The following is a 16221-nucleotide window of genomic DNA, read 5'->3' as shown; positions in this document are numbered from 1 at the left end:
CCCGTTCCCCAAAGACAGGAGCTGCCTTATGAGATCCCAATTTTTTGACGGATTTGATTTTGCCGAATATAAATTCAGTATCGTCGCTGTAGAACACGTCGATGAATTCTTTAACATAGAAAAGTACGGTCTGCATCCGGTCATTTACGATGAATCGTGTCTCCGGGGATATGCCTGCATTTTTGGTTTCACCGAAGACAAACACCTGGCTCTGCACAAATTATTCACAAATAATAATGGCCGGCCTGCCCCATCTATAGATGGCATCGAACCGGTACCGTTCCACTCCCCTGCCGGTGATCTGCGCTACGACCTGGAGCTGGCCATTCCCTACTCTGGTTCTATTCTCATCGCCAATGGATTTATCCAGAAATATTTCGTTCCTTTCGGATTCCAGATTCCCCATGCCTTTAAAAAGGTATATGAACTCACCTTTGACCAGGGATTATTCGTGCGTGTAGAAGACCGCTCTGAAGCTGCCCGTCAGCTGCGCATCGAATATAAGGAACCCCTGCCACCGGAAAAGAAACTGCGGCTGCGTGTCGCACACTGGTTCAATAAACCAGAAGAATATGGTTTTGACGATGAAACGCTGGCCCAGTATATGGACCTGAGTTACGATACAAAATATCTCTTTTAACAGCCGACGGGAGACAATCAGCCGATTGTCTCCCGTCAGTTCATAAACACATATATATCCGGTCCTTACCGGACTGGACAGCGCTTGTATTGTGTTATGCAATAAGTGTTTACATGTATAGTATACGTCCCGTTAAACGTATAAGCAATCCATAGGGATCACATTTTAAACAACCATGACTCCCATTTCAGACTAAAACGCCTGTCAATGCCCAAACAAAGGCACTGACAGGCGTTCCTGCATCTGGTACATAATTAAATGCCAGATTGATGCCAGATTATTTTTTAAGAGCCGTCAGCGTACCGGCTATGACACGCGTAACTTCCGCAACGGTTTCCAGATCAACTGATTCGTCCGCACTGTGGATAGCAAATGTCGTCGGTCCGACCGAAACAATGTCCAGATCCGGGTTCATGGCAAAGAAATACCCCGTTTCCAGACCGCCATGCATCGCTTCGATGCGGGGCGTACGACCCAGTTCTTTTTCATAAACGGCAGTCATGGCCGGAGTCAGGACACTGTGCGTGTTTTCTGACCAGGCCGGAGCCGGTGCAGACGCTTTGAAAGTAAATCCCGTCACTTCTGCAAATACCGGCAGGGACAACAGCATTTCCTGCAGTCGGGCATCGGAAGAGGAACGGGGGAAATACTGGATGTCCACCGAATCGGCACCGATATGAATCGTACCAATATTAGAAGACAGGTCCGGCAGTTTCGGCAAATGCTGATTCATAGCGAAGACGCCGAAGTGAAGCAGATTAAGGATCTGTACGACAGCACGGCTGTCTGCTTCAGAAATAGTTTTTTCCGGTACATCTGTTTTTTCTGCTTTCAGGGATAACGTCGTTTCTACAGCCCCATATACGGCTTTATGTGCCGCTTCTCCTTCGGCAGTAAGCTGGCATGCCTTATCTGCATCTGCATCAGAAAGAACAATGACAGCCTGGGCAAGGGACGGAATGGCATTAGCCGCATCGCCGCCGTCATAGGAAGCCAGTGTATAGGAAATACCCGCCTGATGGAGACGCTGCAGGACGAGAGCCAGCGCTTTTATAGCATTGCTCTTTCCCTGATTGATTGTTTCACCCGAATGACCTCCGATAAAGCCCGATGCCGTTATCTTCAGAGCAGCTGTCCCTTCTGCTTCCTGCCAGGAAACAGGACGGCTGAAATAGGTATGAACACTGCCGGCAGAAGCCACACAGATAACATCGACAGATTCAGAGTCACAGTTAATGACATAATGGGCATCCTGAACATATTGGGAATCCAGATGGGTGGCACCGGTCATACCTACTTCTTCATCTACTGTAAAGATCAGGCGCAGCGGACCATGGGCAAAATCCTGCTGAATGAGGAACATAGAAATGGCAATAGCCATACCGTCATCAGCACCCAGGCTCGTCCCATCAGCAGAAAGCGTCTTGCCATCCCGTTTGATGGTAATAGGATCTTTCAGCGGATCATACGCGCGTCCTGGTTTAGCCACACAGACCATATCCATATGGCCTTGTATAATCGTCAGCGGCACATCTTCATATCCTTTTGTCGCCGGCACATCGGCAATGATGTTGTTGACTTCATCCTGAACAACGGAAGCACCGAGTTGACGAAGCCGGGCAGCAATATAGTCACTGACTTCTTTTTCATGACCTGATTTGCGGGGATGCCGGGCAAGGCCTGCAAATTCCTGCAAAACGCCTTCAATAATCTTTTCATTTTCCATTGGAAATTCCTCCTTATGTCTAGAAATATCCATACGCGAGTATTATAACACGTTTATACAAAAGAAACACCTCGGCTATTATTCTCTCCTTGCATAATTATCTATAAGTAAAGATAATATAACCGTTTCTTGTTATATTTTAAATCATTGTGATTTGAATGACAGTTCAAAAAAAATATGCTATAGTGAAACAAGCTAGCTGTTATACGGCCAATTATTTATTTTTTATGCGGGAGGTCTGATTATGAAACGTCAATTTAATCTGACTGCCACGTACCCCACATTACCGGAATTAACATTCCGGGGCATGTTCCTGGGCATGCTGATTACCGTTATCTTTACGGCATCCAATGTCTATCTGGGGCTCAAAGTCGGTCTGACATTTTCGTCATCTATTCCGGCGGCAGTCATCTCCATGGCGATCCTGCGCATGTTCAAAAACTCCAATATTCTGGAAAATAACATGGTACAGACGCAGGCATCTGCCGCGGGCACTTTATCAGCTATTATCTTTATTCTTCCTGGTCTGCTCATGCTGGGATACTGGCAGGGATTTCCATTCTGGCAAACGTTATTGCTCTGCGCATGCGGCGGTTCATTAGGGGTATTATTTACTATACCACTGCGGCGCGCCATGGTCGTCAACAGTGACCTGCCCTATCCGGAAGGCCGGGCGGCAGCAGAAATCCTGAAAGTAGGCAGTGAAATCCGCCGTGAAGAAGCTGCCGGCGAAGATACGAGCAAAAAAGAAACAGGGATGAAAGATATCGTTCTCGGTACTGGCATGGCCGGTATCTTCAGTTTCTGTGCCAACGGACTGCACATTGCTTCTTCTGAATTCAGTCACTGGATACAGATTGGCAAGGCGGTCACCCAGCTCCCCATGGGCTTTTCCATGGCGCTTCTCGGCGCCGGCTACCTTATCGGTATCGCCAGTGGCATCGCTATTTTGACGGGGACACTGCTGGCCTGGGTCATCTTCGTCCCCTACCTGACATCGGTCATCTCTCCGGCAGAAGGTCAAAGTGCTGCCGCCTTTGCCCAGGCTATCTGGGCCCAGAAAGTACGTTTCATCGGCGCCGGCTGTATCGGTATCGCTGCTATCTGGACACTGATTCGTCTGGCCAAACCGGTCGTTGACGGTATCAAAATGTCCATCAACGCTATCCGGGCCAATGACACGGAAGAAAAACAGATCCTTCATCATACGGATATCGACATGTCGCCCAAATCGGTCGGCATTGTATTCCTCGTAATCCTGGCCGGACTGTTCGTGACATTCTACTCGTTCGTCAGCGCCGCCGGTCTCCCGACGACAGTTACCATTATTTACATCGTCGTTGGTATCCTGGTCGCCATGCTCATGGGATTCTTTGTTGCCGCAGCCTGCGGCTATATGGCAGGTCTCATCGGTACATCAGCCAGCCCGATTTCTGGCATAGGTATCCTGGGCATCATCGTTTCTTCACTGGTTGTCCTCGGTATCGGTTCATCCTTCGGCGTCTTTGCCACGCCAGAAGGTACTCAGTTCGCTACGGCACTGGCCATCTTTATCACAGCCGTCATCGTCAGTATCGCCGCTATTTCCAACGATAACTTGCAGGACCTCAAAACCGGTTATATCGTCGGCGCCACGCCTTGGAAACAGCAGGTAGCCCTGATTCTCGGTTCTGTCATCGGTGCCTTCGCCATCGCGCCTGTACTGAATCTGCTCTATCAGGCTTATGGATTCACGGGAGCCCTTCCCCGTGCCGGCATGGACCCGTCCCAGGCCCTCGCCGCTCCCCAGGCAACGCTGATGACAACGATTGCACAGGGCATTTTCAGCGCCAGCCTCGATTGGAATTACATTTTGTTTGGCATTGTCGTAGGTATCGCTGCCATTATTGTCGATATGCTCCTGAAGAGTCATACGAAATCCCTGGCCCTGCCACCTCTGGCTATCGGCATGGGTATTTATCTGCCGCCGACTTTGGAAATTCCGCTGGTCATCGGCTCTGTCATGGGCTGGTTCATCCACCGTTATCTGCACCAGCGTGCAGCGCTCCGCAGCCCTGGTCATGAAGAAGAAGATGTGGAAGCCTGCAATCACCGTGGCGTCCTCTTTGCATCGGGCCTTATCGTCGGTGAAAGCCTCGTAGGCGTCATTATTGCCCTGATCATCGTCGTATCTGTTACGTCTGGTGGCAGTGAAAATCCGCTGGCACTGGTCGGCAAAGACTTTGAAACAATCGCAAACGGCATTGGATTTGCCGCATTCATTGCGACAATTGCTATTTTCGTCCGTCATATTGTCACGACGAAATTTACTCCGGAAAAATGAGTTCATTAAAATAAAATTAGAATTACATTAAAATTTGATTAAAGTTTATGCAGAACGGCGTTAAAATAAAACCTTTAACGCCGTTCATTTTTGCATAAATATTTATTTTGTAACGATATATCCATCAATTCCATAACAGGAAGATCCATAAGAAAATTTTTTTACTTTCATTTCCATCTCTCGTAGTCCGTGCGGAGCCCCTGACGGCTGGCGTGGTACCAGCCGTCGGTGCGGACGGAGAGATGCTGCAGGAACTGGTATAACTCGTCTTCCCCGGTCAGGTCATAGCGCAGAGAAAAGCCGCACGAGGCAACTAGTTTTCCCGGCGTCGGTACGATGCGAACGGAAAGGCCGTGAGCCCTTCCTTCCTTTTCTGCTGTCATGGCCTCCCGCGTTTCGGGGAACAGGATCAGACCATACCGTTCCGTCATGGTCGTACGACGCGGTTGGCCGTACGCAGGATTTCAATGATACGGTAGAGATTGGTAATCTCCCCAACGGCCACTTTCTCCGTCAAACCGTAGTAATTGAGGCAGGCTCCGCAGGCATAAATCTGCACACCGGCCGCAGCCAGTTCCTGCAGATCAGCCAGAGACTCCGACGTATCCGTCACCAGGGGTACACCACCGTTGTAGAACAACATCATATCGGGCAGTACATCTTGTTCCTTCAGAGTGTAAATAAAATTTTTGAGCAGCGTCCGGCCAAACGTTTCGTCACCCGTCCCCATAGTCGGAGAATTGATGACGACGATGTATGAATCGTCCCGTACAGCTGTAGTTTGCGCAACCGGTTCCGGAACAGCTTCTGCCGCCTCTCCTTTCGTGATGACCACCGTATAATGGGCCGGGCCATCTTCGGTTACGCTGCACGAACAGCCCAGCTGACGGGCCATTTTCTGCAGGTTTTCTGTAGCTATCCTGTTATCGACCAATGTCTGTACGGCATCGTGTTCCTTCAGTGCCTTGCGGGTCTCAATGACCGGCAGCGGGCAGGCTTTGCCCAGAGCATTTACTTGAAACATATCCTTCACTCCTCATCCAATATAGATTTCTTTTTCCTTCTTTTCCGTGACGACGCCGATATCCGACGCCGGAATATGACCGGCCTGAAGGCGCGCTACCAACATCGGCGCCTGACCGGCCTCACAGGATACGAGCAGGCCTCCCGATGTCTGGGGATCGAAGACGATTTCTTCCAGGGCGAAGTCCTGTCGTTCAAAGGCCACCTTGTCTTCCAGAAAATCGCGGTTCCGCTGTCCTCCTGCCGTGAAGATGAAGTGTCCGGCTCCCCAGTAGGCTTCCTCAAAGTACGGCAGACGGGACGTATCGATGCGGGCCGAGCAGGCACCGTGAAGCATTTCATGAAGATGGCCGCAGAGGCCGAATCCCGTCACATCGGTACAGCCGTGCACACCGGCGGCATCGCGGATGATATCCATGGCATAGGCATTGAGCGTACACATACTGTCTACGGCCTGCTGGAAACCTTCTTTACTGATTTCACCGGCACTGTATCCAATGGTCAGGATACTGACTCCCAGGGGCTTGGTGAGAATGAGATGATCGCCGGCCACACAGGCATCGTTGCGCAGGATGCGGTCCGGATGGACGGTACCATTCACAGCCAGGCCGTATTTCACCGTCCGGTCGTGAATGGAATGGCCCCCCGACAGGAGTCCGCCAGCTTCCTTAACCTTTTCCGCCCCACCACGCAGAATCTCCCGGAGAATAGCGAAATCCTGTTCTTCCGGAAAGGCGACGATATTGAGAGCCGAAAGGACCCGGCCGCCCATGGCATAAACGTCACTCAGTGCATTAGCCGCACCAATCTGGCCAAAAAGGTAAGGATCGGTTACCATAGGCGGGAAAAAATCCACCGTCTGGATGAGGGCCAGGTCATCCCGCAGACGGATGACAGCCGCATCATCAGACCCATCAAACCCGACAAGCAGATCCGGGCTCTCCCGGCGCGGAAGGTCCTGGAGCAGTGGCCCCAGATTACCTGCCCCTATCTTGGCATTACAGCCGCCACAGACGACGAGCTGATTCGTATCCATCGTATCGCCTCCATTTTTTTTAGCTTCCCTAATTATTTTTCTTTCTTTTCATTATACTCCCTGCAAAGAAAAGAGACAATGCAGTGTTGGGAGGAAATTAAAAAAAGGAACTGTGCATGATAGCATAGGCTTTCATGTACAGTCCCTTTTGTCAGGAAGCGGCCCGTATTTACGCCGCCGTTTCTGTATGCGTTTCTTTTGTATTGGCGTTTTCTTTAATAGTCATGGTCACCAGAACGGACACGACGGTGGCACCGACCAGGCAGGCAAAGCTGGTGCCGAAACTACCTCCGGCGAGCTGGATGAGATAACCGATGATGATTGGCGAAAGGAAGCCGGCAATCTGACCGGCCATATTGACAAATCCCATAGCCCGGCCGGTGATTTCACTGGAAATGGAACTCATAGGCAGTGCCATCAGGGCGCCAAAGGCCCCATAGAGGAATAAGCCGCTCAGGGTTTCACAGATGATGGCCATAGTCGCATCGGGTACGGCAAAGGTCAGATACAGGAAAATCGCGCCGGGAATCTGGGTGATGATAACCGGCATTTTCCGGTTGTGCGTAAAATACTTGTCCGACAGCCAGCAGAACAGGATGACGCCAGCCGTACCGGCAAAGAACGGCATGGACGCTGTGATGCCCATCTTGGTCATTTCAAAACCCCGGGCTTTGACGAGATAGCTGGGCAGCCAGGACAAGAAGCCCCAAAGAGTGATATCAAAGAAGAAAAAGCTGACGAAGGTCCGCCATACGGCCGGTACCTTGATAATCTGCCAGAAGGAGATTTTTGCCTGTGCCGTCTGTTCCGTATGGTCTTCTTTGAGTTCATCCAGTTCGGCCTGGCTGATGCCCTTGCTGTCAGCCGGATTGTCGGGAATAAAGAACTTAATCAGCAGGCACATAATGATGCCCGGGATGAACAGCGAATAAAAGACCATGCGCCAGCCCCAGGCAGCCATGATAGCAACGACGAACAGCGGTGCCAGTGCCGGCCCGAAGGCATTGGACGACATCATGAGCCCCGTCGCCGTGCCGCGGTCTTTGGCCGGGAACCAGTTGGAAATCGTCCGGTACGACGCGGCCGGGAAAATTCCTTCACCGACGCCAAAGGCAACGCGGACCAGGAGCATGTGGACGAGATTATTGGCAAAGCCCGTAATAGCCGTAAATACGGACCACCAAGCGATGCCGGAAAACATTACCTTCTGAGCGCCGAAGCGGTCTGCCAGAAGGCCGCCGGGAATCTGACAGAGCGCATAGCCTACGAAAAAGGCACTCATGACGCCGCCCATAGCGACCGGTGTCAGCCCGAATTCATCAGAAATGTAAGGAATAGCCGTAGCCATGACCATGCGGTCCAGATAGGCTGTAACCCATATAATAAACAAAATGATAACTACCGTATTGCGGTGCTTCCAGCCACCATTGCTGTTTGCCATGATTCTCCCCCTTGCCGGGATGCCGTCATACTCCCCTCGACGGCATCTCCTATCCCACGGATTTAGTATTCGTTAGTCGATCAGATATTTTTCTGCCAGTTCGGCATAGAACCGCACCGATTCATACAGGCGGTCGAGTCGGATATATTCATCCGGCTGATGTGCCATATGCTGTTCCCCCGGTCCGTACACGATGAGAGGAATATGAGTGTGAGGCAGGAATACGGCCGCGTCTGTATAGCACATAAAGCCGTTCGGTTCAGGATTGCGGCCCGTCACGTCCTGCTGCACATCACGGCAGAGGCGGACGAAGTCGTCGCCGGCCTTAGTTTCTACGGCAGCCCGGTCGCTCAGGACTTCAATATCGGCCATAAATTCCGGTATTTCTTGTTTGACTTCATCGCACATGCGCTGGAAATCGGCGATGATATCCTTATGCACCTGGCCGGGGACCGTGCGGATATCGACGGTCAGTTCGCAGCGGTCGGGTACGACATTAGTCTTAAAACCACCGTGCAGCGTGGCAATATTCATGGTCGGTTTCCCCAGGATAGGGCTTTCCGTATACTGGAACTGGTACTGCAGCAGTTTATCCAGGAATTTATTCATGTGAATTACGGCGTTGACGCCTTTTTCCGGCATCGCTCCGTGGGAGGTCTGCCCGTGGGTCGTCACTTTCAACCAGAGAGCGCCCTTTTCACAAATAGTGATTTCGTTGTAATTCGGTTCGCCGATGACGATGGCACCTACGCCGTCAAGTCCACCTGATTTCAGCAGGTCCCAGGCGCCGAGACTGTCCGTTTCTTCATCGATGGAAGCGGCAAATACGAGGTCCCCTTTAAGAGCGGCTCCCGATTTCTTGATGGCTTTAACGACATGCATCATCGCAGCCAGACCGCCTTTCATGTCCGATGCCCCCAAGCCATAGAGTTTGCCGTCTTTGACGACAGCCCCCCAGGGGTCTTCCGTCCAGTTTCCCGGCGGAACCGTGTCGAGATGGCCGTCGAAAAGCAGGGCTTTCCGTTCACCGCTGCCTTTGATCCGCGCCACGACGTTAGCCCGGCCGTCGCCCATATCGCGCACTTCGGCTTCAATGCCGGCTTTTTTGAAATCATCGGCAATCCACTGAGCCAGAACTTTTTCATTACCCGGCGGGTTGACCGTATTAGTCTGGACAAATTTGGTCAGGATGTCTTTTACTTCCTCATTACTGAGAGCTGATGCAATCGTTTCGTTCATGATACTCACGCCTCCAATAAAATATGTCCCGGTGGCGGACCGGGACAGATATTCCCCTTTTCTTTCCCAAGAAATGAGGACGTTACGTATACCACACGCCTGTACTATACGATACTATTTCCACTCTAAATAGTCAAGCGTCCATTTGAAACAGACATATCATATTTGTTATGCATTTCGTTCATCTTTGCAGGGCACTTATCTTTTTCAGGGCGACAAGGGCTGCGTCCAGGTCATCCCGTGTCGTAAAGGATGAAAGGGAAAAGCGCACGGCTCCCTGCTCTTTTGTTCCCAAAGATTCATGCAGGAGGGGAGCACAGTGAAATCCCGGCCGCGTAGCGATGCCATAGGTCTCCCAGAGTATATCACTGACGACGGTTGATTCAGCACCGGGGAAATTGACGGCAAAGACGGGGACGCGCGGACCGGAAACATCGCCATAGAGTACTAGATCCGGAATCTGCTGTAGTCCCTGGAGAAAATAGTCACTCAGAACCGCCTGCTTCCGCTGCAGCTCCTGCCAGTGTTCCCGTATATAGGACACGCCGGCACTCAGGCCGGCAATGCCGGCGACATTGGCCGTCCCCGCTTCCAGTATGGCAGGGACACCGCCGGGCTGGTCGTGGTCAAAGGCATGGACGCCATCGCCACCGGTCAGGACCGGCCGGACCGGTGCATCGCGGCGGATGCAGACACCGCCCGTTCCTCCCGGTCCGTAGAGTGATTTATGACCCGTAAAGCAGATAGCCGTTATCGTCCCGTCCGACACATCGATGGGAACGACGCCAGCCGACTGGGATGCATCGATGACGAGAAACAGGCCATGGGCTTTACAGAAAGCCCGTATGCGGGATATATCCAGCACATTTCCCGTCACATTGGACGCATGATTGCATACGACCAGCTTCGTTTCCAGCCGGAGTTTCTGCTCCAGTTCCTCATAACGGAGCTGCCCCGTGCGGGCATCACTGCCGATAAAATCTACGGTGGCACCTTCTTTCTCCAGCTGGTACAACGGGCGCAGGACGGCATTATGTTCCCACATCGTCGTCAGCACGTGGTCTCCCGGACGCACCAGTCCCTTGAGGACCAGATTGAGCGCCGTCGTCGAGTTGTGCGTAAAGGCCACCTCATAATCCTGCCCGGCAGAAAACAGGCTTTTTACCTGCTCTTTGGCCTCCAGCACCAGTTCATACGCCCGCAGGGAATACCCGTGGGCGCCACGGGACGGATTGCCATACAGGCCGCTATGAAGCACTTCGTACACCGCCTCAGCAACAGCCGGCGGCTTCTGTACCGTCGTAGCCGCATTGTCAAAATAGTACATAGTACACCTCCGGGATAGATAGTTTGATGTTTGATGTTTGATGTTTGACGAAGAAACTGCCGTTCGCAGGCTGTTAAACCAGTTCGTCTGGCGGCCTCTCTTTTTTATACAAAAACGGGGAGCTGCCGGCATCTGTAACATGCTGCAGCTCCCCTCTTTCTTATATTGTATCGTCTATAGCCGGCTGGATCAGATGCCGAAGCGGGCGAAGATAGTATCGACATGGCGGAGCATCTTGTTGACGTCGAAGCAGCCTTCGATTTCTTCTGCCGTCATATATTTCTTTACGTCTTCGTCTTTCTTCAGGTTTTCCAGGAAATCTTCCCCTTCGAGCCAGCGTTTCATGGCATTGCGCTGTACCCAGCGATACGCCTGTTCGCGGACGGCGCCTTTTTCTACGAGCGTGTTGAGGATGATCGGGCTGTAGATAAGGCCGCCGGTCAGGTTGAGGTCCTTCATCATCTTGTCAGGATATACGAGGAGACGGTCGATGACGCGGGTAAAGGTCTGGAGCATGTAGTCCAGGGCAATGGTGCTGTCCGGCAGGATAACCCGTTCGACGGACGAATGGGAGATATCCCGTTCATGCCAGAGAGCGACATCTTCCAGGGCTGCCTGGGCATTGCCGCGGATGACGCGGGCCAGGCCGCACATGCGTTCACACGTAATGGGATTGCGCTTGTGGGGCATGATGGACGAGCCCTTCTGTTTGGGGCTGAAATATTCTTCTGCTTCCCGTACTTCTGTCCGTTGGAGATGACGGATTTCCGTTGCCATCTTGTCGATGGAGCTGGCGATGACGGCCAGAGTCGTCACGTATTCAGCATGGCGGTCACGCTGCAAAGTCTGGGAAGAAATCGGAGAAGCTTCGATGCCCAGGTGTTCGCAGACGTATTTTTCAACGAACGGGTCGATATCGGCATAGGTGCCGACGGCGCCGGAAATCTTGCCGACGGCGATGGTCTTTTTGGCGTGTTTCATGCGGTCGATATCCCGTTCGATTTCAGCCATCCAGTTGCATAATTTCAGGCCGAACGTAGTCGCTTCGGCATGGATTCCATGAGTACGGCCGATACAGGGAGTGTATTTGAATTCGACGGCACGGCGGCGCAGGACGGCATGGAAGTTTTCCAGGTCCTTGATGAGGATATCCGATGCCTGTTTGAGCATGTAGCCCAGTGCCGTATCTTTGACATCGGTCGATGTCAGGCCGAGATGGACATACTTGCCGGCTTCGCCGATATTTTCAGACAACGTGGATACAAAAGCGGCAATGTCATGATGGGTTTCGGCTTCGATTTCATGGATGCGTTCTACCGTAAAAGCAGCTTTTTCGCGGATTTCCTTCGCCGCTTCCTTTGGGACGTTCCCCAGTTCAGCCTGGGCTTCGCTGGCCAGGATTTCTACTTCTTTCATAGTATTCCATTCATTGTATTCAGCCCAGATCTTACCCATTTCTTCTTTTGTATAACGTTCTATCACGAGTATCTCTCCTTTGAACAGATGTATATTGGAAATAAGCTTACGCTTTATTATACACCATCCCTGCCGCCAGAGCCATAGGAAATAGCGCAGGAACAGCAGTTCTTACATGTTTTTGCTGCGCAGATCCGAAAGGATTTCCTGTACCCGTGTCAGGGCCTGTTCCTTGGCTACGACTTCTTTTTCGCCTGTCCGGCGGACCTTGATTTCGACCGTGCCGTTATTCTTCGTATCTTTGCCGATGACGACCTGGACAGGGTAGCCGATGAGGTCTGCGTCGTTGAATTTGACACCGGCCCGTTCCTTGCGGTCATCGAGAACGACGTCAGAGGAAACGGCCATAAACTGTTGGTACAAATCCTGTGCGTAACCGGCCAGTTCTTCATCTTTCATGTTGAGCGGCAGGATGACTACTTCATACGGAGCAATGGCTACCGGCCACATGATGCCTTTATCATCGTGGAACTGTTCGATGGCAGCGGCAATGGTGCGGGTGACGCCGATGCCGTAGCAGCCCATGTAGAACGGTTTGGCCTTGCCGTCCTGGTCGAGGAAGGTAGCGTGGAGGGATTCGGAATACTTGGTCCCCAATTCAAATACCTGGCCGACTTCGATGCCGCGCATGATGTGAACCGGCGCGCCGCAGTGCGGGCAGGCATCGCCTTCGACCATCATGCGGATAGTGGCCACCGTGACGTTTTTGAAATCCCGGTCCGGATTGACATTCTGGTAATGATACCCGGCTTTATTGGCACCGGTGACGCCGTTAGGCACATTCATAGCCGTCGGATCGACGAGGACGAAGAACGTTTCATTATCGGGTGTATCAGCGCCGATAGGACTCATATAGCCCGGCTGCAGGCCATGGGCCTTCAATTCGTCTTCCGTCGCAGGTTCGATGGCATTACCGCCAACGAAGTTCTGGACGGCTACATCGTTGACTTCGTGATCGCCGCGGACCATGCAGAGGACCGTCTTTTCGCCGTCGATAGTGAAGGCTACAGCCTTGATAGTCTTTTCTACGGGAATCTTCATAAAGGCTGCCAATTCTTCAATGGTAGAGCAGCCCGGCGTTTCGATGAGTTCCATATCCTTTGCGTCTTCTGCTGCCATCGCAAGGGCTGCCGGTTCAGCCTTTTCAATATCTGCCGCGTATTCGCACTTCGGGCACGATACGACTTCCGCTTCCCCTGCTTCGGCCAGAGCCATGAATTCGTGGGTATGGCTGCCGCCGATTTGTCCGCTGTCGGCTTCGACAGGCTTGAAGTTCAGGCCACAGCGGGTAAAGATACGCGTGTAGGCATCGTATTCATCCTGATAGCTCTTGTGCAGTCCTTCGGCATCGACGTCAAACGAATAGGCGTCTTTCATGACAAATTCACGGCTGCGCATGAGGCCGAAGCGGGGACGGATTTCATCGCGGTACTTATTCTGCATCTGCCAGAGTGTGACCGGCAGCTGCTTGTACGAGCGCAATTCGTTGCGGACCAGCGTCGTAATCAGTTCTTCGTGGGTCGGTCCCAGACAGAAATGATTGCCATGACGGTCTTCCAGCTTAAACATTTCCGGGCCGTAAGCGTTCCAGCGTCCCGATTCATGCCAGATTTCTGCCGGCTGCATGATGGGCATCATGATTTCCTGTGCGCCGATTCCGTCCATTTCTTCGCGGACAATGGCTTCGATTTTCAGCTCAACCCGCCGTCCCAAGGGCAGGAACGAATACAAACCGCCGCCGTTCTTGCGGATCATACCGGCTTTTAACATATACTGATGGCTGGCGATTTCTGCTTCTGCAGGGATTTCGCGCAGCGTCGGGCAATATAACTTCGATGCTAACATGAATGACATCCTCCTCGTATGGTATAGATCAAAATCTCTATCTTTTCATTGTATCGTCTCTCTGGCGCCGCGTCAATGATGCCGCGTGCGCGACAGGATTTCCTGGCCTACGGTGACACCAGCTGCCGATGCCTGTACGAGGCCACGCGTGATACCGGCCCCGTCACCGATGGCAAAGAAATTAGGAATCTTCGTTTCCAGTTTATTGTTCAGTTCCAGGCGGTTAGAATAGAATTTCACTTCCACGCCGTACAAGAGTGTGTGGCGGGAATTAGCTCCCGGCGCTACCTTATCCAGGGCTTCGAACATTTCCTTAATATCCAGCATATGGCGGTACGGCAGGACCAGCGACAAATCGCCCGGTGTCGCGCTGGGCATGGTCGGCCGCACGAGACCGCGGCGGATCCGTTCCGGCGTCGAGCGGCGGCCGTCGAGGAAATCGCCCAGACGCTGTACGATGACGCCGCCGCCAAGGATATTGGCCAGGCGGGCGATGTACTTGCCGTAGCGGATCGGTTCGTGGAACGGTTCAGTGAATTTCTTGGAAACGAGAATGGCGAAATTCGTGTTTTCACTGCGCTTGTGAGCATAGCTGTGGCCATTGACCGTCAAAAGGCCGTCGTTGTTTTCCGTGACGACAAAGCCATAGGGATTCATGCAGAACGTCCGGATGCGGTCATCAAAGGACTTGCTGAAATATATGAGTTTCGATTCGTAGACGATATCCGTGATGGGTTCAAAGATTTCCGCCGGCATTTCGACGCGGACGCCGATATCGACGGCATTGGATGTCAGGGACAGGCCCATCTGTTCTACTTCGCCGACGAACCATTCCGACCCTTCCCGGCCCGGCGCGGCTACGAGGTACTGGCAGCCGTAGAGCTGGCCGTCGATGATGACGCCCCGTACTGTGCCGTCTTCAACGACGATGTGTTCCACCGCCGTATCGGACAGGATATCCGCCTTACCATCAAGGAAATCGCGCATATTTGTCAGGATCTGGGCGTTGACATCCGTCCCGAGATGACGGATCCGGGCCGGGATGAAGCGCAGGTCGGCCGCAGCGGCCCGGCGCTGGATACGGCGGATTTCTTCAGGATTTTCATCACCGTACACCTTGCGGTCGGCCCCGCCGAACCGGCAGTACACCGAATCGACATAGCGGATTTTTTCCGCCAGTTCCGCCTGGGACATATAATCATCGAGATTGCCGCCAAACTCTGTCGTCAGAGTCAGTTTACCATCACTGAACGCGCCGGCACCGCCCCAGCCACAGACGACGTTGCGCACTTTATCCTTGGCCAGAGCCTGCGGATTGCGGCTCGTGGCAATCCGTTCGCGGATATCCTGCCCCTTTTCCACCATAAGGATCTGGTACCCTTTATCTGCCAGCTCCAGAGCCGTAAAAATCCCGGCCGGACCGGCACCGATAATAATGACATCATAATTTTTTACAGCTTTCATCAATTCCGCCTCCCAAATAAAAACGCCCTCACGGGATGACCGTCAGGGCGTCATGAATTCGGTATAAGTTATCCTCGTTCAGCGTACCATATAGGAAAGCCAATGTCAATAAACGCAGCCCGTCTGCCTGCCGTCCGGCAAAAAAATCTGCCCATCGCCAGAGATGGCGGCAAAAGGTAAATATGCTATAATAAGAAAGAACTTAAAGGAGGTGATTCCATGGCACGTCATCGCAACCGGGACGCCCGTACCTACGAAGAAGAAGACAAACAGGACATCCGCCGGCAGGAAGGTATTTTCCTGTGCACTCTCTTCCTCATGGTACTGCTGCTCGTCTCACTTTACTTCCAGCTGAGCGTTCTCGCCATCGGCATCGTCACGGCAGCGCTTATCCTCTCGACTATCGGTTTTTATATCCATTACAAAGAATTCTTTTCCATGCGCGACCGCGGACAGCGGACGGTCAGTGTCCTTATATCCATGTACGGCAGCCTTATACTGACCCTCATCTGTGCCTGGTACTACGTACAGGACGAACCGCTCACACTGGATTACGCTCTGGTATTCCTGTTCGGTTTCTTCTTCTTTACCTTCATGGTCTACCGCAGTATCAGCCGCTACCTCGTCGTAGGTAACAAACGCCAGCGGATCAAAGGGTAGGCTGAAAGAATCAATCCAATA

At 52.4% G+C, this 16221-nt stretch carries 13 protein-coding genes; 3 read left to right on the top strand and 10 right to left on the bottom strand.

Translation table 11 applies throughout. From position 1 onward, the window contains the following. The first annotated feature begins 28 nt into the window (after positions 1-28). Positions 29-640, top strand: a complete 612-nt coding sequence (locus ACGTIC_RS02200; RefSeq protein WP_059076343.1) for a hypothetical protein — start codon at positions 29-31, stop codon at positions 638-640. A gap of 277 nt (positions 641-917) precedes the next feature. Here the strand turns inward: ACGTIC_RS02200 and pepD are convergent, their stop codons facing one another. After that, positions 918-2366, bottom strand: coding sequence for a beta-Ala-His dipeptidase (pepD, locus tag ACGTIC_RS02195; RefSeq protein ID WP_059076342.1), 1449 nt, complete (start codon positions 2364-2366; stop codon positions 918-920). Positions 2367-2610: 244 nt separating this feature from the next. On the opposite strand from pepD, the gene ACGTIC_RS02190 reads away from it, so the two are divergent. After that, positions 2611-4689 (top strand): OPT family oligopeptide transporter, encoded by a 2079-nt coding sequence (locus tag ACGTIC_RS02190; protein WP_113855264.1) that lies wholly within the window; start codon positions 2611-2613, stop codon positions 4687-4689. A 167-nt stretch (positions 4690-4856) separates the two neighbouring features. Here the strand turns inward: ACGTIC_RS02190 and ACGTIC_RS02185 are convergent, their stop codons facing one another. The 9 genes from ACGTIC_RS02185 to ACGTIC_RS02145 form a co-directional block, all read right to left on the bottom strand. Beyond that, positions 4857-5120, bottom strand: a complete 264-nt coding sequence (locus ACGTIC_RS02185) for a DUF3343 domain-containing protein (RefSeq protein WP_059076340.1) — start codon at positions 5118-5120, stop codon at positions 4857-4859. Then, on the bottom strand, positions 5117-5713 hold the full coding sequence (gene yedF / locus ACGTIC_RS02180) for a sulfurtransferase-like selenium metabolism protein YedF (RefSeq protein ID WP_059076339.1): 597 nt from the start codon (positions 5711-5713) through the stop codon (positions 5117-5119). The genes ACGTIC_RS02185 and yedF overlap by 4 nt, the downstream gene beginning before the upstream one ends. 12 nt (positions 5714-5725) lie before the next feature. Continuing rightward, positions 5726-6748, bottom strand: coding sequence for a selenide, water dikinase SelD (gene selD, locus ACGTIC_RS02175; protein WP_113855263.1), 1023 nt, complete (start codon positions 6746-6748; stop codon positions 5726-5728). Positions 6749-6917: 169 nt separating this feature from the next. Beyond that, entirely contained in the window at positions 6918-8189 is a 1272-nt protein-coding gene (locus ACGTIC_RS02170) for an MFS transporter (RefSeq protein WP_113855262.1), read from the bottom strand. A gap of 72 nt (positions 8190-8261) precedes the next feature. Continuing rightward, positions 8262-9428, bottom strand: coding sequence for a M20 family metallopeptidase (locus ACGTIC_RS02165; RefSeq protein ID WP_059076336.1), 1167 nt, complete (start codon positions 9426-9428; stop codon positions 8262-8264). A gap of 181 nt (positions 9429-9609) precedes the next feature. Next, positions 9610-10755, bottom strand: coding sequence for an aminotransferase class V-fold PLP-dependent enzyme (locus ACGTIC_RS02160; protein WP_113855261.1), 1146 nt, complete (start codon positions 10753-10755; stop codon positions 9610-9612). A 189-nt stretch (positions 10756-10944) separates the two neighbouring features. After that, complete coding sequence (purB, locus tag ACGTIC_RS02155) at positions 10945-12237, bottom strand: adenylosuccinate lyase (RefSeq protein WP_059076334.1); 1293 nt, start codon at positions 12235-12237, stop codon at positions 10945-10947. A 105-nt stretch (positions 12238-12342) separates the two neighbouring features. After that, the gene (locus ACGTIC_RS02150) at positions 12343-14076 is read right to left on the bottom strand and encodes a proline--tRNA ligase (protein WP_113855260.1); all 1734 of its coding nucleotides are present in this window, start codon (positions 14074-14076) and stop codon (positions 12343-12345) included. Between the two features lie 72 nt (positions 14077-14148). Next, entirely contained in the window at positions 14149-15540 is a 1392-nt protein-coding gene (locus ACGTIC_RS02145; protein WP_059076332.1) for an NAD(P)/FAD-dependent oxidoreductase, read from the bottom strand. A 219-nt stretch (positions 15541-15759) separates the two neighbouring features. Here ACGTIC_RS02145 and ACGTIC_RS02140 point away from each other — a divergent pair, with 219 nt between their 5' ends. Then, a complete protein-coding gene (locus tag ACGTIC_RS02140) occupies positions 15760-16200 on the top strand; it encodes a hypothetical protein (RefSeq protein ID WP_059076331.1) in 441 nt (146 codons plus the stop codon). Positions 16201-16221 lie beyond the last annotated feature (21 nt).

The organism is Megasphaera hexanoica, from assembly GCF_043520715.1.
Taxonomy (GTDB): Bacteria; Bacillota; Negativicutes; order Veillonellales; family Megasphaeraceae; genus Megasphaera; species Megasphaera hexanoica.
The sequence above is the reverse complement of the archived record's forward strand: the minus strand, read 5'-3'. Positions and strand labels throughout refer to the sequence as shown.